The sequence below is a fragment of the Reichenbachiella sp. genome (assembly GCF_965233835.1).
Lineage (GTDB): Bacteria > Bacteroidota > Bacteroidia > Cytophagales > Cyclobacteriaceae > Reichenbachiella.
This window is the reverse complement of record NZ_OZ247585.1, coordinates 1,091,110-1,114,932: the sequence shown is the minus strand read 5'-3', so window position 1 is coordinate 1,114,932 and position 23,823 is coordinate 1,091,110. Positions and strand designations below refer to the sequence as shown.

The window sequence follows — 23,823 nt, the reverse complement described above, 5'->3', positions numbered from 1 at the left end:
AATTTTGAACGACAATCGATTTCATTCATTGCCAAATTCAAAGCTATAAAGATGTGTGTAAATAAAAAACCTCTAGGCTACACCTAGAGGTTTATATCTATCTAAAATAGGCCTTAGGCCTGAAAAATTACTCCGCGCTGATCGCCACAGATCGCTTGATGAAACTAGTCAAAGCAGACCCTTCTAACAATCCTTGAGAAAGCAATGCCAAGTCATAGGCCTGGCGAGCCAATTGTTCCTTGTTTTCAGCCTTCTTCGCCTTCAAGATCTTAGAAACTAATGGGTGATTTGCATTTACCGCTACGGTATACTGATCTGGCATATCGCCCATCATCATCATACCGCCTCCTCCTTGCTTCTGCATATCCTTCATCCTTCTCATAAACTCAGGCATGGTTACTATCACAGGCATTTCGTCTGGTGATAATGACTCTACATTTACTGTTGAATTTTTATCATCAATTGCCTTTTCAAAAAGCTCCTTAGCTGATTCTTTCTCCTTGTCAGAAAGAACAGATTCAACTTTTTCATCTTTGTCAATCAATTTATCTACTGTTTCAGCATCAACGCGCTTAAGTTGCGTTTTCTCTAGCTTATGCTCTAAGGTACCGATGAAGTGGCTATCCAATGGTCCATCAAACTTCAATACATCGTATGACTTATTTGTCACTGACTCAATGAACGCGTGCTGCTTCGCTGGCTCAGTGGCATACAGATAAACCAGATTGTCATCTTTGTCTTTCTGTAGCGCAGAAGTCTTCTCCTTGTATTCATCAAAAGTAAAGAACTCATCGTTCGTGTTTTGTAACAAAGCGAAGTCCTTGGCTTTATCGTAAAACTTCTCATCGCTCAACATGCCGTACTTCACGAACAATCCGATGTTCTCCCACTTGTCTTCGAAAGCTTTTCTATCTTTCTTGAACAGTTCGTTCAATTTGTCAGCCACTTTCTTAGTGATGTAAGTATTGATTTTCTTTACTGCTCCATCGGCCTGCAAGAAACTTCTTGACACGTTCAACGGAATATCAGGCGAGTCAATCACACCGTGAAGCAACATCAAGAATTCAGGCACTACATCCTTAACCTCATCTGTAATAAATACTTGACGAGAATACAATTGAATTTTGTTCTTCTGAAGTTCTAGTTCGTTCTTTACTTTCGGGAAGTAAAGAATACCAGTCAAGTTGAATGGGTAATCTACGTTCAGATGAATCCAGAAAAGAGGTTCTTCCGACATTGGATATAGCTCTCTGTAGAAAGCCAAATAATCTTCATCTTTCAACTCCGATGGAGACTTTGTCCAAAGTGGCGTAGGATTGTTGATGATGTTGTCCTTTTTTACAGTTTTGTATTGAGGCTTACCATCTTTGTCTTCACCGTCAGGAATGCTCTCATCCTTTTGGCCAAACTTGATCTCAACTGGCAAGAACTTACAATATTTAGAAAGAATACCCTGGAGCCTTGCTTGATTCAAGAACTCTTCAGATTCTTCATTGATATGAAGAATAATGTCCGTACCTCTTTCTTTTCTAGTACCAGCAGTGATTTCAAATTCGGTACTACCATCGCAAATCCAATTGGCAGCTTCCGAACCTTCCACGTGAGAAAGAGAATTGATCTCTACTTTATCAGCAACCATAAAGGCAGAGTAGAATCCTAGGCCAAAGTGCCCAATGATCTGCTGCTCGTCACCTTTGTCCTTGTATTTTTCCACAAACTCAGTTGCTCCTGAGAAAGCAATTTGATTGATGTACTTTTTGATGTCATCAGCGGTCATTCCGATACCCTTATCAGAAATGGTAATGGTCTTTGCTTTTTCGTCGAAGCTTACATCAACAGTCAAATCGCCAAGTTCGCCTTTATACTCACCCATACCTGACAGCTGCTTCAATTTTTGAGAAGCATCTACGGCGTTGGATACTAATTCTCTCAAGAAGATCTCATGATCTGAATAAAGAAATTTCTTGATGATGGGGAAAATATTCTCGGTGTGAATCGAAATATTACCTTTCTCTTGCATGATATATTTTTATTTAATGAATTAAATTTTGATCGGATTGCTCCGGTGATGGGTGTCTAATCAAATGCCATTCCAAAGCCAATAAACAAGAAATCCGCGACAGATTGTCAGCGGATTAGGATTTTTTGGCAGATGTGTGGTTCGTGAGGACACGAACCAATGCAGAGTAGAGTATCTAGTTGAGAATATGGGTAAACACTGTGTTATTGGTATTCCTATATTTGAACTTTGATTTTCAGAAATAGAATATGCTAAGATTATTAATAATTTTCTTTCCGCTATTACCTTTAGTCTTTCTTGGTTGCAAGGATTCGAAAGAAGTCAAGTATTACAAGAATGGAAATATCAAATTTGAGGTGCCAATTAAAAATGGTAAGAGGAATGGACAGTTTATTGAATATGACTCATCAGGTAATGTAATATCTATCATTAATGTTGTTAACGATATCATGGAAGGAGGTTTTAGACAATTTCACTCAAACGGACAAGTCAAATATTCGGGGACGCTAATAGGTGGAAGGAGATATGGAACATGCTTGGAATATTATGATAATGGGAACTTGTATAGGAAACTATATTTTGTTCAAGACACGGCCGTTTATGGAAAAACATACTCCCAAGAAGGGCATTTAATTGCAAGTAACTTGCCTATAAAAACTACCTACGATTCTGCAACTCATAGTGTTGAAATTGAGCTGACACATACAGAATTTGATGATGCAAGTATATTCTTGGGTATTGGGAATATTGATTCCATTGGAAACTTGATTGATACTTTAGGTTATGTTAACGCAGATAGTTTAAAATATGTCTATAAATTAGATTCAAGTCAAACAAAATTATCAGGAGTATTGTATGAAGTTAAAAATCCCGAAGGCACGTTTGAGGCAAGGTATCACTTTAAATTCGAGAAAGCCGAATGAATCAATTCTGGTAGGATATATTACTTATATCAATCAATAACTGTCAACTAAATATGAGGGAAGGTTGGCAGATTACCTAATACGATCCGCAGACCTTACCAATTTTTCATCTCTCCGGATAAAACGATTAGAAAGCAAATTGAACAACAAAGCAGATACACCCAGATAAAAGGCAAATAGGTAATTGCCCTGCTGTGTAGGCGCAATCATGCGCTCGGCCTGATAAACATGGTACACGATGAGCCCCATGGCACCACCCATAAATAGTGAATTTAGAGCTCCAAGCTTCATCTGAAGTAAGCGATTGTCATATTTGAAAATTGAATAAAGTGCGACGCCCGCTGCCAATAGAGCTAGGATGGCAATATAGAAGGTTTGACCTTCAGTGATTACTGCTATTTCACCAGTTTCAATGTCTTTTTTGGTATGAGAAAATTTCAAAGCGGTCAATTCTACCAACTCATTTTTCTCGCCATCTAGCTTATTCCAGATAGGGAAAAATAACATGGTAATCATACAGGCCGCCACGCCAAATAGAAATATAGATTGAACTCTTTGTATCATAAGGTTTAAAATTTGGGCAAAAGTAGAGAATTGTTTCTCAATATCTAGAATTGAAAATGGAATTTGATCAGTCTATCGAGAGTTCTGATTTCGTTGATTCTTCCTTAGGCGCCTTCTCTTTTTGTTCGGTTTTTATCGCTTTCGCCATCAAACTTTCATTTTTGGCTTCATCCAAATTGCTAAGATATTCGTTGATTCGAGAACGTATTTCCTGAGTAGAGAGATTGTATTCAAACTCTCCGCTTCTAGCCACTGTCAGTTGTCCTGTTTCTTCAGAGACAATGACTACCAGTGAGTCGGTAGTTTCGGACATTCCCAGTGCCGCACGATGCCGAAGACCAAACTGAGCAGGAATATCATCTCGCTCCGATACAGGTAGAATACACCTGGCTGCTACTACTCGGTTGTTATTGACAATAATAGCGCCATCATGGAGTGGAGACAGCTTATTAAATATCGCTAGGATCAGCCTCTTGGAAATTTTAGCTTCCAGTCTATCTCCGGAGTCAGCAAAAAACTTCAACTCCGAGCTTCTTGAAAATACGATTAGTGCGCCAGTATTGGAACCTGCCATGTTTTTGATGGCGTCTATAATGGGAGAGACATCCAGGTGGTTTTTGTCATACTTCTCCTGCCAAAATTGTTGGACATTTTTAAGAATATTGCCCTCTTCAAAAACTGTAGTTTTTCCAAGTAGCAACAAAAACTTTCTGATCTCCTGCTGAAAAAGTACGATCACTGCAATAACTCCTACACCCATAAACTGGCCAAGTATAATACTGAGAAGTTCCATGTCCACAGCCTTAACCACCAGATAAATTAAATAGAGGAATAAGAATCCAAGGAAGATCTTTATGGCCACACTTCCTTTCATCAGCTTATACACATGGTACAAGAAGAAGCTGACAAATAGAATGTCGAAGACATCTACCCAACCTATTTCCAAAAACCCTATTTGAAATCCTAATATCATTTTTAATTCTTTGTCATCGCTTCGTAAAGCCTGATTGTTTCTCTGGCTTCCTTCACATCGTGTACTCTCAAAATAGAAGTACCATTCATTAAACAAGCCATATTTAGTGCTGTCGTGCCATTGAGTGCCTCGTCTGGAGTGATCCCCAATTCTTTAAATATCATCGATTTACGAGATACGCCGCACAGCATAGGCACTTCTAATATTTTCAGCAAGCTCAACTTATTTAATAACTCAAAACCTTGCTCTTTAGTTTTTGCAAAACCAAAACCTGGATCAATAATGATATCCTTAACGCCTCGTTTTCTCAAGGTTTTGACCTTGGCATTAAAATAATCAATAATCTCCGAAACCATGTGATCATAGTCGGTAAGATTAGCCATGGTCTGCGGATTACCTTTCATGTGCATCATGATATAAGGTACATTCATCTCCGCCAATAGGTCAAACATACCTTCATCCAAGTTTCCTCCTGATATATCGTTAACGATGCAAGCGCCATGTTCCAATGCTCCTTTAGCTACGGTAGCCCTAAAGGTATCTATGGAGATGATGGTTTCGGGAAAGTGCTTCAGAATACTATCAATACCATCCACGGCTGCATCCCATTCGTCCCGCATTGGAATATCTACCGCTCCTGGCCTACTGGAGTACGCCCCAACATCCAAAATATCCACGCCTTCCTCCATCATTTTTTCTACTTTGCTCAACAAATCTTTATCAGATTTGATCTTTCCACCGTCATAAAAGGAATCAGCCGTAAGGTTAATAATTCCCATCACCTTGGGAGACGACAGGGCCATCAGTTTTCCTTTTACATTTATGAATTTAGACTCAGTCATGAATTGCAAATTATCAGCGTTGGTACACACTACCTTCGACTTGGGACTCATTTCTCAATTAGATTTCTTCTCCACCGAAATGACAATAAAAAATTTGTTGCCAGCTATTTACACCTTAATTTTAGCCGTTCATTTCAATAAAATCAGACGCAATAGTGGAAGAAAAAACAGTAGGCGAATATACTGAAGTTATAAAGGCTTGTAAAGACATTTTTGAAAAGAAAACTAAGGATTACGGTACGGCCTGGCGGATTTTAAGAGCTTCATCTTTGACCGACCAGATTTTCATTAAAGCAAAAAGGATTCGTTCAATTCAGGAGAAAGGGGAACAAAAAATTCAGGAAGATATTGCTGGTGAATTTGTAGCAATTATCAACTATTGCATCATGGCGGTTATGCAAGTTCGCATGAATGGTGAAGAAGGCTTAGAAATACCATATGAAACCCTGGAGCCACTATATGATGACATAGCCAATGAAACATGTGACCTACTTGCCAATAAAAACCATGACTACGGTGAGGCCTGGAGGGATATGCGCGTGTCTTCCATGACGGATATCATTTTGATGAAAATTTTGAGGACCAAACAGATAGAAGATAATCAAGGCCAAACCCTGATTTCCGAAGGTGTAGAAGCGAATTATCAAGACATGATCAACTATTCTGTTTTTTGTTTGATTTTGATGGGATTTACAAACAAGCAATAATTCCAATTGTTAAATACGTGTTATTGACCGGAAGCTCAAAAAAGACGTACAGATACTTCATTAACTTTAGCACCTAAAACAATCAGCGCATGAAACTAGCATTGACTCTTGTAAGATATTTCGTTGGAGGATTATTCATTTTTTCAGGATTGATCAAAGTGAATGATCCGGTAGGTACGGCGATCAAGATGGAGGAATACTTTGAGATATTCTCTCTAGAAATTGCCAATTTCTTCCACTTATTTGTTCCGTTTGCCCTTCCGATTTCAATATTCATGGTTGTTCTGGAAGTCGTACTTGGAATTGCATTGATCATTAACTACAAGCAGAATTGGACGCTGAAAGCCCTTTTAGCGATCATTGTATTCTTTACCTTTCTTACTGGGTGGTCTGCTATTACCAATAGCGTGACAGACTGTGGCTGTTTTGGGGATGCCATCAAGCTTACTCCATGGGAGTCCTTCATTAAGGACATTGTCCTTCTAATCATGATTGTTTTCTTGTACCTAAGTCAACATGACCCTCAATCTGAAGCAGCGGAAAAAAAAGGTCATTTCATAGTGGGTGGGTCGTTAGTTCTGTCTTTGGGTTTAGCACTATATGCAGTAGCTCACTTACCATTTATCGATTTCAGAGCGTATAAAATTGGCAATCACATACCCACAGAAATGCAGCCATCTGCGGAATACATATATGAATATGTGATGGAAAAGGACGGACAAGAATTCAAATTTGAAAGTTACCCAACAGATCCCGCCTACAAGTTTGTAGCGATGAATCATTTGAACCCAGAGGCCGCTCCTAAAATCACGGATTTTGGGGTTTGGAATGATGATGGTGATTTCACATCAGAAGTTTTTGAAGGTAATAAACTGTTTGTGATTTTGTATGATGTTTCGAAATCAGAAAAGTCGAGCATACCAGCTTTCAACAATTTGATTAAGGCGCTGGGGGACAAAATAGAAATTTATGCTTTGACCGCCTCGGACGGCTCAACCTTTGAATCTTTTCAACAAGAAGCAGGATTGAACATTTCTTATTATTACACAGATGCTACTGTTCTAAAAACCATCACAAGGTCAAACCCTGGTCTATGGTTGTTATCAAACGGAACTGTAAAAGGAAAGTGGCATTATAATGATGTGCCGAATTATAGTCAGGTTTTGAATCTAGTAAAATTGTAAAAAACCGAAGCAGAGCTTCCCATTTAAAAAAATAAAATAATGAAAAGAGATAAAATAATATACTGGGTATCCTCTGGATTGTTAAGTGCTATGATGCTCATGTCCGCGGGTATGTATTTGTTCAATACCGCAGAAATCAAAAGTCTATTCATCTCATTTGGTTATCCAGACTACCTGGTGTACCCGTTGGCATTTGCCAAAATTTTAGGAGTTATAGCCATTTTAACTCGTCGATCTAAAATGCTTTTAGAATGGGCCTATGCAGGATTCTTTTTCGACTTTGCGCTGGCGTTCTTTGCTCATTGGAACATTCAAGATGGCGAGCATTTTGGAGCTGTAATTGCTCTAATATTACTCTGCTCTTCCTACATTTTTGGCCGAAGGATATAAAAAGTCGATTCGCAAAACGAACCGACTTTGATTTGAACTAAAAATGAACTGGGTCTTTAATGAAGCCCTACTTCTGATTCATGCCCCACCAGGCTAAGACTGTATGGTTTAGATGAAATAGGCACCTTTTCAATATCCTCTAGATCTTGTAGATTGGCTACAATTAATTGACCATTGTCTGGGTCTGTAACATAGACGTACCTGGAACTAGCCGCTAGGCTTGGGTAAACGGCACCATGTCCACCAGATGGTTTTTCAAAGGCCGAGATAACAGCACCTGAAGCAGATTCCGTCTGATCGGACACATTAAGTACATGAAGCATGCCGGTTTCAAGCAAGACTAGTACATGACTACCATCTACATCCATTGCGCAGCGAAAGAGTCCTGAGTAAGTAAACAAGGGAGTAAGCGTTTCACTTTCTACATCGATCAGGTATACTCCATGGTCCGAAGTATAACCTACAAACACACCATCGTACTGAGTTGACAATATGCTACCAAACCATGAATCTCCAAATGAATCGGGATGATCGATTAGTTTTTGTGCCCCATCTTGAGTGACCACCAAAATACCCGAAGCCGAACCAAAGACCGCATGATTACCGTCACCGGCATTTCCATGAATACCATTGGTCGTTATCGTAGCTTCGTGAGCCATAGCTCCTGTTTGATCAATAATTTGCACTTGCTCAGGCAAACTACCCTCTATGTCACCAGTCTTTTTTGTGACGGCGATATTGCCATTATCAAAAATGGCCATGGCTCCATGATGTGGCGTCAAACCGGCATCCAACACGGTCATCTTCGCTCCGTTTTCAGAAACATCAGCCTCATCCGCCATAAGTAAAGTTCCATCCTCATCATTAAAGGCAAGCAGTAGGTTGTGACTGCTTTTAAAATGAGTTGGTTTACCACCTACACCGGTCATTGGACCAATTCCAGGCTCGTTGAGCTCGTCCACATGATTGCCATGTAGTTCCAATCCACTATCAAAATATTCTACCAAACTTTCGTCCCTATGTATAATGGCGGCATAGCGACCGGAACCGGTTCGATAGATCCTTGGTTTAGCGTGCTTGGACTCAAATGTCTCTTGACTTTTGTTATGGTGATTGTACCAATGTAAATCTTGGGACTCTGCATCTGAAATAAGTACACCAATACCTTCAAACTCTTCTGCTTCAGCATGAGACATTTCATTGTCTTCAGAACATCCAAATGTCCCAATGGCCAATAAACCCATCGGGATAATTTTCTTAATCATGTTATAAGTTTTTAAATGCAATAATGTTGCAAATAAAAGCTCATCAATCAATTAATGCAACTATGTTGCATTATATTTTGTAGACAAAAAAATACCAGCCCCTATGAAGCTGGTATCACTTTACATTATTTTCAAACTACATATGTATCGGCCGAGCATCACTAGCGGCCAAGCAAGCCTCTTTCACTGCTTCCATGTAGGTAGGGTGCGCATGTGACATTCTAGATACATCTTCAGCAGAAGCTCTAAACTCCATAGCCGTAACACCTGCCGCAATCATATCTGCTGCTCTTGCACCAATGATGTGTACACCTAAGATTTCATCCGTAACCTTATCAGCTAATATTTTCACTACTCCGTCTGTATCCATACTGGCACGAGCTCTTCCGAGAGCCTTGTATGGAAATGACCCTACTTTATAGGCCTTGCCAGCTTCTTTCAACTGCTCCTCAGTCTGACCAACTCCTGCTACTTCCGGCCAAGTGTAAACCACACCAGGGATCAAGTTGTAATTGATATGCGGTTTCTGTCCGGCCAGTTGCTCAGCTACCAGTACGCCTTCTTCTTCAGCTTTATGCGCCAGCATCGCACCTTTCACCACATCGCCAATGGCGTATATATTATCAACTGAAGTTCTCAAATGGTCATCAGTTTCTACTCTTCCAGCCTTATCCGTAGAGATACCCACATTCTCCAATCCGAGGCCATCGGTATAGGCTCTTCGGCCAATAGATACCAAACAATAGTCGCCTTTCAGCTCTAACACTTCTCCTTTAGGCGTATCCGCTTTCACTGTCACATTTTTGCCTTTAGCTTCTACTCCAGTCACCTTGTGCTTCAGGTAAAATTTCATACCCAATTTCTTTAATGACTTGGTCAATTCTTTGGACATGGTTCCGTCCATACCTGGTACAATGCGATCAAAAAATTCTACTACGGACACCTCAGCCCCCAATCTCTTATAGACGGAGCCAAGCTCTAACCCAATCACACCACCGCCGATGATGATCATGTGCTTCGGAATTTCTTTCAGCTCCAAAGCTTCAGTACTTGTGATCACTCTCTTTTTATCAATATTGATAAAAGGTAATGAAGAAGGCTTAGAACCTGTTGCAATGATCACCTTGTCAGTAGAAATAGTTTCTTCCTTCTCACCAGCTACTTTGACGGTATTTTTATCCACAAATGAGCCATGACCATGAAAAACATCAATTTTGTTCTTCTTCATCAAAAACTGGATGCCGTCAGTATTGGCCTTAACCACATCACCCTTTCTGGCGATCATTTGCTTGAAGTTAACCTTCGGAGCATTGATATCAATACCATGCTCTTTAAAAGTATGTTCCGCATCATGAAAATGATGCGAAGAATCAAGTAAAGCTTTAGACGGAATACAGCCAACATTCAGACAAGTTCCACCAAGTGAGTTATATTTTTCTACAATAGCCACCTTCATGCCTAGCTGTGCGCAACGTATCGCTGCCACATATCCTCCAGGTCCAGATCCTATTACTGTTACATCGTATTTCATATTGTGAAGAATTAGTACCAAGTACCTAGCACTTGGTATTTGATTTTTAAAATTTAGATCTAGTCTTAGGACTAAATACTACCTACTAAATACAGATTAGATTCCCAGCATCAATCGAGCAGGGTCCTCCAACAATTCCTTGATTCTAACCAAGAAGCTCACAGATTCTCGTCCATCGATAATTCTATGATCATAAGAAAGCGCCAAGTACATGATCGGTCTGATTTCCACTTGTCCGTTGATCGCAACTGGCCGCTCTACTATGTTGTGCATACCCAAGATCGCAGATTGTGGTGCGTTGATTATCGGCGTAGATAACATAGAACCGAAGATACCTCCGTTTGTTACCGTAAAAGTTCCGCCTTGCATTTCGTCAATACTCAACTTGTTGTCTCTGGCTTTCTTCGCCAACCTAACCACTTCGCTCTCCACCTGATTAAACGAAAGTGACTCGGCATTTCTGATTACTGGCACTACCAATCCCTTCGGTGCAGATACAGCTATCGACACGTCGCAGAAATCATTGTACACGATTTCGTTTCCGTCTATCTGCGCATTCACCGCTGGCCATTCTTGTAAGGCCTGACATGCTGCTTTGATGAAGAACGACATGAATCCAAGACCTACTTCATATTTGTCTTTGAAAGCCTCTTTGTATTTTTTACGAAGGTCCATCACCGGCTTCATGTCCACTTCATTGAAAGTAGTCAACATCGCCGTTTCGTTCTTCACAGAAACCAATCGCTTGGCAACTGTTTTTCTCAAAGGAGTCAGCTTCTTTCTAGTCTGCTCTCTACCTCCTCCAAAGGCAGGCACAGCTGGTGCAGCTTCTTTGGCTGGGGCACTAGTAGCAGGTGCTGACTTCTGAGCAGCCTGAGCGTCTTCTTTAGTGATTCGACCGCCAACTCCTGATCCAGTTAACTCACTTGCTGGAATCCCTTTTTCAGCTAATATTTTTGAAGCGGCAGGAGACGGATGTCCAGCAGCATAACCTGAATCGCCAGTTGATGTCTGAGCAGGTGCCGCAGTGCCGACTGCCGCTCCATCCATCACTTCTATTTTACAGATCAAAGCACCAATCTCGATGGTATCACCTTCTTGTGCCTCAATTTTCAATACGCCTCGAGCCTCAGCGGCCAATTCAAATGTAGCTTTGTCAGATTCTATTTCTGCAATCGGTTCATCCAACTCTACCACATCGCCATCTTGCTTCATCCAAGTACCAATGGTCACTTCAGTGATCGATTCACCTACAGTTGGCACTTTCATTTCTAATGTCTCCCCAGTTTTGCCACCAGAAGCTGGAGCTTCAGACGGAGCAGAAGCTGCCTCTGCTTTAGGTGCAGATTCAGAAGCACCGGCAGATGCGGATTCATCTATGGTACAAACCACAGTGCCAATCTCGATAGTCTCTCCTTCTTCAACTTTGATGGTTAGAATCCCTGCGGCCTCTGCATTCAATTCAAAAGTTGCCTTGTCTGATTCCAATTCGCAGATGACTTCGTCCATTTCCACGTAGTCACCACTCTGCTTGGTCCATTGCGATACCGTTACTTCGGTTATCGATTCACCAACGGTTGGTATTTTAACTTCAATCATTTCTTTATTGTTAAATTTTTTAAGTCTCGTTTGAATTTAAGAAAAGGCCTTGTTTACCAAGTCTTCTTGCTCTTGCTTATGCACTTTAGCATATCCTGTAGCTGGTGATGCGGCCGCTTTACGCGAAATCACATCCTTAGTCACTTCTCTGAATACTCGAAGAATGAATGACCATGCTCCCATGTTTTCTGGCTCTTCCTGCACCCAGTGAACCATGTCCACCTTGTATTTCTTCAATTCAGCCATTACCTGTTTTTTAGGGAATGGGTGCAGTTGTTCAACTCTGATGATGGCAACATCCTTTCTTTTATCAGCTTGCTGCTTTTCGAGCAAATCGAAGTACACCTTACCATTACATAGCAATACTTTCTTCACCTTTTTTGGATCAGCATAATCATCACCGATCACCTCTCTGAATTTGCCTTTGGTAAATTCATCCAGTTTAGAAACTACCAACGGATGTCTAAACAATGATTTTGGTGACATCAAAATACATGGCATTCTGAATGGCATGGCCAGCTGTCTTCTGATCATATGAAAGTAGTTGGCTGGTGTAGTCAAATTACAGATGTACATGTTGTTACCTGAGGCCAACTGTAAGTATCGCTCTGGTCGTGCATTAGAGTGCTCTGGCCCTTGGCCCTCATAGCCATGTGGCAATAGTAACACCAAGCCGTTCATTCTTCTCCACTTCGTATACGAACAGGAGATAAACTGATCAACCATTACTTGAGCACCGTTAGCAAAGTCACCAAACTGCGCTTCCCAAATTACAACTGCATTTGGGTCAGCCATGGCATAGCCAAATTCGAATCCCATGCAGCCAAACTCAGAAAGTAACGAGTTGTAAATTTTGAAATCTTTTTTAGAACCTTCAATATGATCCAAAAAGCTGTACGGCTCGTTGGTATTCATGTCTCTCACCACGGCATGTCTGTGAGAAAAAGTTCCTCTTTTTGTATCCTGACCTGAAATTCTTACTGTCTTATTGTCAAGCAGCAATGAACCATAAGCTAGCATTTCAGCTGAAGCCCAATTCAGTTCCTTTTTATCAAAGAACATTTCCTTGCGTTGTTTCAGCACTTTGTCGATTTGCTTCAATGGCTTGAAACCTTTCGGCACTTGCATCATAGCTTCACCTACTGCCTTCACCACGTTTTGTGTGATCGAAGTGTCAGGCGACTCATCAAAATCTTCAGGTCTGGAGAGTCTCATTTCTGAGAACTCTTTCTCACTTTGTTGCAAAGTGTAAGGCAATTTATCTTGCTTCACCTGATTCAAGCGGTCCTGAAGCATTGCCTTAAATTCCTTATCCATAGTTTTCGCCAATCCAGCGTCGATATCGCCTCTGTCAATCAGAGACTTATTATATACTTCTCTTGGATTCGCGTGCTTGGAAATCTTATTGTAAAGCGATGGTTGTGTAAATTTCGGCTCGTCGGATTCGTTATGACCATGTCGTCTATAACAAACCATATCCACGAAAATATCTCTCTTGAATTTCTGACGATATTCTACCGCCATTTTCATACAAAAAACTACAGCTTCAGGATTATCACCATTCACGTGCAGTACGGGTGCATCGACAGTTTTAGCTAAATCAGTACAGTATATACTGGACCTTGCTTCATCAAAGTCCGTTGTAAAGCCTACCTGGTTGTTGATCACAAAGTGGATAGTGCCTCCCGTAGAATAAGCCTCCAATTTGGACATTTGAACCAGTTCATACCCTATGCCTTGACCTGCAATGGCTGCATCTCCGTGAATAAGTATAGGCATGATCTTAGAATTGTCATCCTCATACAATCCATCGATTTTTGCTCTAGCAAATCCCTCAACTACTGGGTTAACCGCCTCAAGGTGGGATGGGTTTGGAGCTAATTTTAAGTCCACAGTATTCCCAGAAGGTGTAACCACCTGAGATGAAAATCCCATATGATATTTTACATCACCATCACCCATGGTTTGATCTGGCACATATCCACCCTCAAATTCGTTAAAGACTTGCTCATAAGTCTTGCCCATGATATTTACCAACACATTGAGTCGGCCACGATGCGCCATGCCCATAACCACTTCCTTTACTCCAAGCTCAGCACCTTTGTTGATCGCTGCGTCTAATGCTGGAATTGTAGTCTCGCCACCTTCTAGCGAAAATCTCTTTTGACCTAAATATTTAGTATGTAGGAAATTTTCAAATACCACCGCTTCGTTGAGCTTAGATAAAATCTGTTTCTTTTCATCAACAGGAGGATTAAAATTCAGCGCTTCTCTTTCAACTTTTTCTTTAAACCACTCTAGAATATCAGGTTTTCTGATATACATAAACTCGAACCCAACAGTCCCTTCATATATATCCTTTAGAGAAGCTACTATCTTTTTCAGAGAAGCCTTCCCAATACCAATGATGTTCCCACATTCAAATTCTGTATCTAAATCTTCCTTTGTCAAACCGAAGTCTTCAATTTCCAGAAGAGCCCTCCTATCCTTTCTTTGTCGAACAGGGTTAGTATTAGATTTTAAATGGCCACGTGAGCGATAAGCATGAATCAAGTCTCGAACCGCTAATTCTTTACTCGAAACACCAGCGGCATCGCCACCCTCTTCACCATACTTTTGAAGGGAAAACTCAAAGCCTTCAAAAAAACGTTGCCATGAAACATCAACCGAATTGGGGTCAGTTTTATAAGATTGGTACATATCGTCGATCACTCCACTGTGGGCATTCGCGATATAAGAATATTTATCCATTGGTTATTTTATCTTTGCTGGCACAAATATAACACCCTCAATATATATTTAAAAACCGTATAGTCGTGTATCCAGTTATATGCAAATAAACCGAAATTTCGTTTATTTTCTCATATGCATTTTTCATTGCTCTACGCTTTTTTAATAAATTCCGAAAAAAGCACTACATTTGCGGACTTTTTAATACAAGTGGACGTGATCCACAACATTTAAACTATACCATATAAAATGGCAGTAAAAATTAGACTAGCCCGCAGAGGGCGAAAAAAACAGGCAATTTACGATGTAGTCGTAGCAGACGCCCGTGCGCCACGTGATGGCCGATTTATCGAGAAGTTAGGTTCTTACAACCCAAACTCTGACCCAGCTTTCATCAGCATCGATGAAGAAAGAGCATTCAAATGGGTTATGGATGGAGCGCAACCTACCGATACAGCAAGAGCTATTCTTTCATATAGAGGTGTGATGTACAAGAAGCACTTACAAGTAGGTGTGAACAAAGGTGCTATTACTCAAGAAGATGCTGACAAGAAATTCGAAGCATGGATGAAAGAGAAAGAAGCGAAGGTTCAAGGTAAAGTTGACACATTAGCGAAAGCTAAAGATGCAGCTAACAAAACCAAGCTTGAAGCAGAAGCTAAAGTGAATGCAGCAAGAGCTGAAGAAATTGCTAAGAAAAGACTAGCAATCGATGAAGCCGAAGCAGCAGCTAAAGCAGAAGCAGAGGCGGCAGCAGCTCCAGCTGAAGAGGAAGCACCTGCAACCGAAGCAGCAACTCCAGCTGAAGAGGCACCAGCAGCGGAAGCAGCTCCAGAAGCTCCTGCAGTAGAGGAGAAAAAGGAAGAAGCACCAAAAGCTGAAGCCAAAGAAGAAGCACCTGCAGCGGAAGAAAAACCTGCTGAAGAGGCTCCTAAGGAAGAAGACAAGGCCGCTGAATAATTTATTATGACGGTTGATGATTGCTACCAAATTGGTCATGTAATCAAGACCCACGGCTTAAAAGGAGAAGTCCAACTATTTTTTGATGTGGACAATCCCTTAGAATATCAAGAAATGGAATCAATGCTCGTTCAACAGAACGACTCGTTGATTCCATTTTTTATTGAACACCTTCAAATCAATCCGAGTAAAACAATTGCTAAATTTGAAGAAGTGGATGATATAGAACAAGCCAAAAGTCTGGTCTCCTGCAGACTATTTTTACCGCTAGACGTACTACCTGAACTAAAAGATGGTGACTATTACTTACATCAGTTGGTAGGGATGAAACTCCATGATAGAGGTAAATACATAGGTGAAGTAAAGGAGTTGTTTGAAATTGGGCCTCAAGAGCTTATTTCAGTTATCCATCAGGATAAAGAGATACTCATTCCAGTAAAGGATGAAATTCTCAAAAAAGTTGACCTTGAGGAAAACCGAATTGATGCCGAGATCCCAGAAGGTCTCATAGATATATATCTCGAAGATGAGGATTGATATCATTACATGTGTACCTGCCACATTTAGTGGCTTGATCGACCAGAGTATTCTAAAAAGAGCTGGCGAAAAAGAATTAGCGCATATTCATGTGCATGACCTAAGGGACTATGCGATCAACAAGCACAATCAAATTGATGACTACGCCTTTGGTGGCGGCGCTGGCATGGTATTGATGATCGAGCCAATCGACAAGTGCATTGCTAAGCTCAAATCTGAAAGAGATTATAACGAGGTGATCTATATGAGCCCAGATGGAGAGACGCTTTCGCAAGGTATTTCTAATGAATTGAGTCTTCATGAAAATATCATTTTATTATGCGGACACTATAAAGGTGTAGACGAACGCGTTCGAGAGCACCTGATAACACGTGAAATCAGTATCGGTGACTATGTATTAACTGGAGGTGAACTAGCTGCCGCTGTGGTCGCAGACTCCGTCATAAGGTTATTGCCCGGGGTGATGAATGATGAAACCTCAGCTCTGACCGATTCTTTTCAGGACGATTTAATAGCCCCTCCGGTTTATACCAGGCCAGCAGAGTATAAGGACTGGAAGGTCCCAGAGGTGCTAACTTCAGGTCATCAGGCCAAAATAGAAGCCTGGAGATTTGATCAACAAGTGGAAAGAACCAAAGCAAAAAGACCTGATTTACTTAAAAATTCGGGATCTGAAGATTGATTAAAAACAATTTGGTTTTATTTTTTTAAAATATTACCCACCAACCACATAATAATTCTAACTTCCGTTTTTAAAAACCCAACTAAATCAATGAAAAAAATAAGATTCTTAATTCCTCAATTTGTTTTAATATTATCCGTATTATTTTTTTCATGTAGTGACTCTGAAGATGATATAAGTGAGGTTCACGGAGTGTTAGACTTCAATATTTCATTTAAAAATTCTAACAACGGAAAGTTAAAATTAGAAGAAAATGTTTCTGCTGTGCTGATTTCCATATCACACCAAGAATCAGGTCTGGTTTATGAAAAGGAAAAATTACCTGTTTATAACTTTAACGGAGAGTACATTTCGAATCCAATATCATTACCTATTGGCTTATATACAATCACTGAATTTTTAGTTCTTAACGGAAACGATGAAATCATATATGCTACTCCGCTAGAAGGATCTGAATTAGCACATCTCGTCGAACACCCACTTCCGGTAGGATTTTCAATTTCTAAAGATGAAACAACGAAGACCACCTTAGAAGTAGTAAGTACTGAGGAATTTTCACCCTCCGATTTCGGCTACGCTACCTTTGACTTTCAAATTGTTGATTATTCATCCTTTCTTATTGGCGTATTCACGTACAACTCTCAAATAAGCAACTATGAATTATCAGAAGCTACTCTAGAGGTCAAAGCAAATGAGGTAATGTTGCATACTTTTTCGCTTGAGGCGATTACTAATGAAATTCAAATAGTTAACAGTTCTGAAAATTTTAAACTCATTGTCACTAAGCCTGGTTATTATACTGAAACACTCAACCTATCCTTTGACGAACTAGAATTATACAAAGATCAGCCAATTGTAGTTAAGCTTTTACCAGAAGGGTTCACGTCTGTTACACTTAAGCCTGATTCTGAACAGGGGGTAGATGCAATTCTTTACGACCTTCAGCCAGACAACAATTATGGTAATCATCCGCAAATCAATGCATTGGCTTGGACCAATTCCGGCCAACCACAAACTATGCGTAGTTTGATTCAGTTTGACTTCTCTATTATTCCTCCCCAAGCAAAAATCGAAGGTGCGTTGCTTTCTCTTTATCATTATGTAGCATCAGCCAACCCTGGTCACTCTCAGATAAGTGGAAGCAATGAAAGCATACTTCAAAGAGTAGTAGAACCCTGGGTTGAAAACGAAGTCACATGGAATACAGCTCCGGCCACTACCGCAGAAGGCGAAATCACTATTTCGTCAAGCAACTCTTCTGATGAAGATTATCTGAATCAAAATATTCTAGGATTGCTGGTCAATGAACCTACAAAAGAGTTGTTCAACCATTATGGTGTAATGCTGTCTCTCAAAACAGAATCTCACTATCGCAGTTTAGTATTTGCTTCAAGTGATGCTCCGGAATCTAACTTGCATCCAGAATTAGAAATTATATATTCAGAGTAGAGCGAATTTATTTTGAATGCCTTTGAATTATTTAAAAAATAAATTTCTATATTTGCAGTCCGATTTTTGGAAGGGCATATAAAGCTAATAAAATGAGCGACTTAATTAAATTAATCGAAGACGAGTATAAAGAGAAGAGAGCAGCAATGCCTTCTTTCAACCCAGGCGATACTGTGAATGTTCACGTAAAGATCAAAGAGGGTAATAAAGAAAGAATTCAGCAGTTTCAGGGAACTGTTTTACAAATTAAAAACCCTAGCTCTAATGGCGAAACCTTCACAGTAAGAAAAATTTCAAGCGGCATCGCCGTAGAGAGAATTTTCCCAATGCTTTCTCCTAACATCGAGAAGATCGAAGTGTTGAGAAAAGGTAAAGTAAGAAGAGCTAAATTGTACTACCTGAGAGGTAGAAAAGGAAAAGCAGCAAGAATTAAAGAAAGAATCTAATTTAATTCACCTGCCAAAATATTTAAGAGGTCCCGATCTATCAATCGGGACTTTTTTTGTTTCTAGTTTTGTGATCGAACACAAACAAATCACGTATTCAGATTAACCAATGAATATCACCTTTTACAAATACCAAGGCACTGGCAATGACTTTGTGATGATCGATAATCGCGAAGGCATGTTCCCACATGACACACAACTTGTTACTCAAATGTGTGATCGTAAGTTTGGTATAGGAGCAGATGGACTGATATTGATTGAGAACCACGAGACACTTGACTTTGAAATGGTTTATTTCAATGCTGATGGCAGCCAAAGTCTTTGTGGAAACGGTAGCAGATGTGCGGTGGCCTTTGCCAATTTCCTAGGAGTTATCAAAGAACACACAAGCTTTTTGACCATAGATGGCGAATATGAGGCGGATATAAAAGGAGGGCTCGTTCACTTGCACATGCAAGACCAACATAGCCCAGAGCGGTTCGACTCTCATTATTTCCTAAACAACGGCTCTCCTCATCACATCGAATTCGTGGAAAATGCTGTAGAGAAAGACGTTTTCACTAAAGGTGCTGCGATCAGATATTCAGACACCTACAGTCCTCATGGCACCAACGTCAACTTTGTAGAAGTGAAAACGAACAATACCATTTTCGTGCGAACTTACGAGCGCGGTGTGGAAGACGAAACTTTATCTTGCGGAACGGGTATTACCGCTTCTGCCTTAGCAGCAGCCGACAAAGGCCTAAAGAGCCCAATTGCAATTGAAGCAAAGGGCGGACAACTAGAGGTGCAGTTCGAACAAAGTAGCAATAATTCCTTTACAAACATCTGGCTGATCGGCCCAGCCAAACAGGTTTTTGTCGGCCAGTTTGACATATAAAAAACTAACGGTTCGTTTTTTGTTATTACCCAGCTAGATTCACGTCTAAAACAAAAAAGAAATTAAATTTACCGATTAATTAAAAACGTAAATATTCATGTTAAATATTATTACAAAAGGCATAGCCAAAGTATTTGGTACCAAGGCGGATAGGGATTTGAAGGAGCTTTTGCCTTATGTGGATTTGATCAATAGTGAATATGAGAATTTAGCCCAGATTTCAGACGATGAATTGAGAGGCAAATCTCAAGAGTTGAAAGAAGAAATTGCTGAGTACCTCAAGTCTATTGATGACGAAATGGCTGCGTTGCACCAACAAGTTGAGGACAACCCAGATCTTGATATCGTTGAAAAAGAAAACGTTTTTAATAAAATCGATGCGCTAGAAAAGCAAAGGGATGAAAAGCTCGAAGAGAAGCTTATGGATATTCTCCCAAAAGCTTTTGCCATTGTGAAAGATACTGCGCGTCGTCTGACCGAAAATAAAAAATTGACCGTGCAGGCTACCATGATGGACAAGCAATTGGCAGCCAGCAAAGAGCACATAGAAATCAATGGCGAAACTGCCACCTGGCACAACGAATGGAAAGCATTCGGTCAAGACGTAGTTTGGAACATGATCCATTACGACGTTCAGCTGCTTGGCGGTGTGGTGTTGCACCAAGGCAAAATTGCCGAGATGGCAACTGGTGAAGGTAAAACTTTGGTAGCAACTCTTCCTGCCTTCTTAAATGGGCTTTCAGGCAGAGGCGTACACGTTATTACTGTGAATGACTACCTAGCCAAAAGGGATGCCGAGTGGAATGCTCCACTTTTCGAATTTCATGGCTTGAAGGTAGATTGTATCGACAAACATCAGCCTAATTCTCCACAAAGAAAAGCAGCTTACGAAAGCGATATCATTTACGGTACAAACAACGAGTTTGGCTTTGACTACCTAAGAGACAACATGGCTCGTCACCCAGACGAATTGATGCAAGGCAAACACCACTTTGCCATGGTCGATGAGGTCGATTCTGTATTGATTGATGATGCTAGAACGCCACTTATTATTTCAGGCCCTATTCCCAAAGGAGATGAACACGAGTTTTATGAGCTCAAGCCAAGAATTAGCAAATTAGTAGACGCTCAGAGAAAGACCACTTCGCAATTTCTGAATGAAGCCAAAAAGTTAATCGCAGAAGGCAATGAAAATGAAGGTGGATTAGCACTATTTAGAGCATTCAGAGGATTGCCGAAATACAAGCCTTTGATCAAGTTTTTGAGTGAGACTGGCATCCGTCAGGTTCTTCAAAAAACCGAAAATATTTACTTGGCTGACAATCAAAAATTGATGCCAGAAGCTGATGAGCCTTTGTACTTCACCATTGATGAAAAGACGAATGGCATTGAACTTACTGATAAAGGTATTGACCTGATTACAGGAGAAGGAGAAGATCAGAATTTCTTTATTCTACCAGATATTGGATTAGAGATTGCGCAGTTGGAGCAAGACACCTCATTAAGTGAAAACGACATGCTTCACAAAAAAGAAGTGCTAATCCGTGACTACTCTGTAAAAGGACAAAGGATTCATTCTGTCAATCAACTATTGAAAGCCTACACCCTCTTCGAGAAGGATACAGAATACATCGTAGTAGAAGACAAGGTAAAGATTGTGGACGAACAGACCGGTCGTGTGATGGATGGCAGAAGATATTCTGACGGCTTGCACCAGGCGATCGAGGCAAAGGAGAATGTAAAAGTCGAAGACGCCACGCAAACCTACGCTACCATAACCTTGCAAAACTACTTCAGAATGTACCACAAACTCGCTGGTATGACAGGTACGGCCGAAACTGAAGCGGGTGAGTTCATGGAAATCTACAAACTGGATGTTATCGTGATCCCAACCAATCGTCCTATCCAAAGAAAGGACATGGAAGATAAGGTCTACAAGACCATGCGCGAGAAATTCAATGCCGTAGCAGACGAAATAGTTGAACTAACGCAAGCTGGCAGGCCTGTGCTAGTAGGTACCACTTCCGTAGAAATTTCTGAAGTGGTGAGCAGAATGCTTACGATGAAAAACATCAAACATCAGGTACTGAATGCCAAACAACACGCTCGAGAAGCAGAGGTAGTTGCCGAGGCGGGTAAGCCTGGTACAGTGACTATCGCGACCAACATGGCAGGTCGTGGTACGGATATTAAATTGACTCCTGAGTCTAAGGAAGCAGGTGGTTTGGCCATTATTGGTACGGAAAGGCACGAATCAAGACGTGTGGATAGACAGTTGAGAGGTCGATCTGGTCGTCAGGGTGATGTGGGATCTTCTCAGTTTTTCGTTTGTCTGGAAGACAACCTGATGAGACTTTTTGGTTCTGACAGAATCGCTCGCATCATGGATAGATTAGGTCTGGAAGAGGGAGAGGTAATTCAGCACAGTATGATTACCAAGTCTATCGAAAGAGCACAGACTAAAGTAGAAGAAAACAACTTTGCGACTCGTAAGAACTTACTCGAATACGATGACGTGATGAACTCACAGCGTGAGGTAATTTATTCAAGAAGAAAAAATGCGCTCTACGGCGAACGACTAGATCTCGATATCCTAAACATGCTATATGACACAGCAGATGATATCGCCATCAATGCTAAAGCATCGGGTGACTTTGACAGTTTGAAGCTCAACTGCCTTGGAATTCTCGGAATGGATACCAGAGTAGATCAAGAGAAATTTGCTGGTCAAAGTCCTGAGCAATTGGGAGAAAACCTTTACCATGAAGCATTGGATGCTTACCACGCTAAGAACAAAATGGTATCAGAGCGTGCTTTGCCGGTATTAAAGAATATCCAGTTGACTAGAGGCGCAACAGTAAAGGAAGTCCAAATTCCATTCAGCGATGGCAAAAAGCAAATCGGAGTTGTAGCCGGCTTGGAGAAATCTATCGAAACGGAAGGCCGTGAGATGATCAAGGCCATGGAAAAAATGATCGCCCTGGCTATCATTGACCAAAGCTGGAAAGAGCACTTACGTGAAATGGATGACTTGAAGCAGTCAGTAAGAATGGCTGTACATGAGCAAAAAGATCCACTTTTAATCTACAAGTTTGAGGCTTTCGAAATGTTCAAACAATTCTTAGCCAGAGTGAATGAAGATACCGTTTCTTTCTTAACCAAATCTGAAATCGCCGTACAAGAACCAGATGAGGTTCAAGAGGCACGCCAGCAAAGAGCCGCTCAGAACTACAGCGAGTCTAAAGCGGATAGTGGTTCTGCCCTAGCTGCCAACAACAGAACTGCTCCTGTAGAAAAAACTGCTCCAATCAAATCAGAGAAGGTATATGGCCGAAATGACAGAGTGACTGCTCAATATGCCGACGGTACTTTGAAAGAAGACGTAAAATTCAAGAGTGTGGAAGCGGACGTCTCTGCAGGAAAGTGTGTAATTGTTGAAAGTTAAGTCCTGACTTTGTACCTTGAGTTATTGATCAGTTATTTTAAATTTCGTATTTTGAAAACCATTGTATCAAAGTTTGCTTTCGTGTTTCCAATAGTTACCATTGCTACCCTATTACAGTTTTGTGCACCCACAGCTTCCACAAACACTAGTAGCGCTGTGTATGAAGAAGATTTGTCGGTGTATCGTTCCACTTATTCATTAGAGGAGGAAGTTGTTTCTGAAGAAACAACATCAGAGGAAACCTACTTGCCCACTGTTGAGTATGTCACACCGACCAATGACATCAAGACAGAATTGGATACGGTTCTTTACAGAATTAAGAAGTCTCGTAAAAACATCAAATATGTGGATGGCTTTTCGATTCAACTCTATTCTGGTAATAGCAGAGACAAGGCCAACCAAGTGAAGGTAAAAACCTATGAGGTACTGGAAGATCAGAGACCCAGGGTAAGCTACGACCAGCCGAACTATAAGGTACGCGTAGGAGAATACTACAATAGAATGGAGGCTAATTCAGATTTTGTTACTCTTCAGCAGCACTTTTCAAGAGCGGTATTAGTTCCTGTGAAGATCAAGATTGAAAAGTAGCTTATTTATCATTCCTTCAATCAAACTTGTACAACTTTAGACAAATTTTAAAAAAATCTAAGTGTCCCATTTTGGCTTAACCAACTAGGTGAATTTCATTAAATTACC

General features: G+C 40.6%; 20 protein-coding genes. 12 read left to right on the top strand and 8 right to left on the bottom strand.

What is annotated here, in order from left to right:
- Positions 1-127: 127 nt before the first annotated feature.
- On the bottom strand, positions 128-2,020 hold the full coding sequence (htpG, locus tag ACO6S2_RS04740) for a molecular chaperone HtpG (RefSeq protein ID WP_422361374.1): 1,893 nt from the start codon (positions 2,018-2,020) through the stop codon (positions 128-130).
- Between the two features lie 248 nt (positions 2,021-2,268).
- Here htpG and ACO6S2_RS04735 point away from each other — a divergent pair, with 248 nt between their 5' ends.
- Positions 2,269-2,943, top strand: a complete 675-nt coding sequence (locus tag ACO6S2_RS04735; protein WP_422361373.1) for a toxin-antitoxin system YwqK family antitoxin — start codon at positions 2,269-2,271, stop codon at positions 2,941-2,943.
- A 72-nt stretch (positions 2,944-3,015) separates the two neighbouring features.
- Here ACO6S2_RS04735 and ACO6S2_RS04730 read toward each other — a convergent pair whose 3' ends face one another.
- The 3 genes from ACO6S2_RS04730 to folP form a co-directional block, all read right to left on the bottom strand.
- Positions 3,016-3,507 carry a DUF4293 domain-containing protein gene (locus ACO6S2_RS04730; RefSeq protein WP_422361372.1) on the bottom strand — a complete coding sequence of 164 codons (492 nt, stop codon included), beginning with the start codon at positions 3,505-3,507 and terminating at the stop codon, positions 3,016-3,018.
- 67 nt (positions 3,508-3,574) lie between these two features.
- Entirely contained in the window at positions 3,575-4,480 is a 906-nt protein-coding gene (gene cdaA / locus ACO6S2_RS04725; RefSeq protein ID WP_422361371.1) for a diadenylate cyclase CdaA, read from the bottom strand.
- A 2-nt stretch (positions 4,481-4,482) separates the two neighbouring features.
- Positions 4,483-5,322 (bottom strand): dihydropteroate synthase, encoded by an 840-nt coding sequence (gene folP / locus ACO6S2_RS04720; RefSeq protein WP_422361370.1) that lies wholly within the window; start codon positions 5,320-5,322, stop codon positions 4,483-4,485.
- Positions 5,323-5,477: 155 nt separating this feature from the next.
- Here folP and ACO6S2_RS04715 point away from each other — a divergent pair, with 155 nt between their 5' ends.
- The 3 genes from ACO6S2_RS04715 to ACO6S2_RS04705 all read left to right on the top strand — a co-directional run bounded on the left by ACO6S2_RS04715 (position 5,478) and on the right by ACO6S2_RS04705 (position 7,603).
- Positions 5,478-6,029, top strand: coding sequence for a DUF1599 domain-containing protein (locus ACO6S2_RS04715; protein WP_422361369.1), 552 nt, complete (start codon positions 5,478-5,480; stop codon positions 6,027-6,029).
- A gap of 89 nt (positions 6,030-6,118) precedes the next feature.
- A complete protein-coding gene (locus tag ACO6S2_RS04710; protein ID WP_422361368.1) occupies positions 6,119-7,213 on the top strand; it encodes a BT_3928 family protein in 1,095 nt (364 codons plus the stop codon).
- Positions 7,214-7,252: 39 nt separating this feature from the next.
- Positions 7,253-7,603, top strand: coding sequence for a DoxX family protein (locus ACO6S2_RS04705; protein ID WP_422361367.1), 351 nt, complete (start codon positions 7,253-7,255; stop codon positions 7,601-7,603).
- 56 nt (positions 7,604-7,659) lie between these two features.
- Here the strand turns inward: ACO6S2_RS04705 and ACO6S2_RS04700 are convergent, their stop codons facing one another.
- From ACO6S2_RS04700 to ACO6S2_RS04685, 4 genes are all read right to left on the bottom strand, one after another.
- Entirely contained in the window at positions 7,660-8,868 is a 1,209-nt protein-coding gene (locus ACO6S2_RS04700) for a YncE family protein (RefSeq protein ID WP_422361366.1), read from the bottom strand.
- Between the two features lie 136 nt (positions 8,869-9,004).
- Positions 9,005-10,399, bottom strand: coding sequence for a dihydrolipoyl dehydrogenase (lpdA, locus tag ACO6S2_RS04695; protein WP_422361365.1), 1,395 nt, complete (start codon positions 10,397-10,399; stop codon positions 9,005-9,007).
- Between the two features lie 96 nt (positions 10,400-10,495).
- On the bottom strand, positions 10,496-11,998 hold the full coding sequence (odhB, locus tag ACO6S2_RS04690) for a 2-oxoglutarate dehydrogenase complex dihydrolipoyllysine-residue succinyltransferase (protein WP_422361364.1): 1,503 nt from the start codon (positions 11,996-11,998) through the stop codon (positions 10,496-10,498).
- 36 nt (positions 11,999-12,034) lie between these two features.
- Positions 12,035-14,749: a 2-oxoglutarate dehydrogenase E1 component gene (locus ACO6S2_RS04685; RefSeq protein ID WP_422361363.1), complete on the bottom strand. Its 2,715-nt coding sequence runs from the start codon at positions 14,747-14,749 to the stop codon at positions 12,035-12,037.
- 228 nt (positions 14,750-14,977) lie between these two features.
- Here ACO6S2_RS04685 and ACO6S2_RS04680 point away from each other — a divergent pair, with 228 nt between their 5' ends.
- From ACO6S2_RS04680 to ACO6S2_RS04645, 8 genes are all read left to right on the top strand, one after another.
- Complete coding sequence (locus tag ACO6S2_RS04680; RefSeq protein ID WP_422361362.1) at positions 14,978-15,688, top strand: 30S ribosomal protein S16; 711 nt, start codon at positions 14,978-14,980, stop codon at positions 15,686-15,688.
- A gap of 6 nt (positions 15,689-15,694) precedes the next feature.
- Positions 15,695-16,225 carry a ribosome maturation factor RimM gene (gene rimM / locus ACO6S2_RS04675; RefSeq protein WP_422361361.1) on the top strand — a complete coding sequence of 177 codons (531 nt, stop codon included), beginning with the start codon at positions 15,695-15,697 and terminating at the stop codon, positions 16,223-16,225.
- Positions 16,215-16,907, top strand: a complete 693-nt coding sequence (trmD, locus tag ACO6S2_RS04670) for a tRNA (guanosine(37)-N1)-methyltransferase TrmD (protein WP_422361360.1) — start codon at positions 16,215-16,217, stop codon at positions 16,905-16,907. Before rimM ends, trmD begins: the two co-directional genes overlap by 11 nt.
- A 90-nt stretch (positions 16,908-16,997) precedes the next feature.
- A complete protein-coding gene (locus tag ACO6S2_RS04665; RefSeq protein WP_422361359.1) occupies positions 16,998-18,356 on the top strand; it encodes a DNRLRE domain-containing protein in 1,359 nt (452 codons plus the stop codon).
- Between the two features lie 92 nt (positions 18,357-18,448).
- Positions 18,449-18,802: a 50S ribosomal protein L19 gene (rplS, locus tag ACO6S2_RS04660; RefSeq protein ID WP_348308945.1), complete on the top strand. Its 354-nt coding sequence runs from the start codon at positions 18,449-18,451 to the stop codon at positions 18,800-18,802.
- Between the two features lie 109 nt (positions 18,803-18,911).
- Positions 18,912-19,682, top strand: coding sequence for a diaminopimelate epimerase (gene dapF, locus ACO6S2_RS04655; RefSeq protein ID WP_422361358.1), 771 nt, complete (start codon positions 18,912-18,914; stop codon positions 19,680-19,682).
- Positions 19,683-19,779: 97 nt separating this feature from the next.
- Positions 19,780-23,127, top strand: a complete 3,348-nt coding sequence (gene secA, locus ACO6S2_RS04650; RefSeq protein ID WP_422361357.1) for a preprotein translocase subunit SecA — start codon at positions 19,780-19,782, stop codon at positions 23,125-23,127.
- Between the two features lie 51 nt (positions 23,128-23,178).
- Positions 23,179-23,715, top strand: coding sequence for an SPOR domain-containing protein (locus ACO6S2_RS04645; RefSeq protein WP_422361356.1), 537 nt, complete (start codon positions 23,179-23,181; stop codon positions 23,713-23,715).
- The last annotated feature ends 108 nt before the right edge of the window (positions 23,716-23,823 follow it).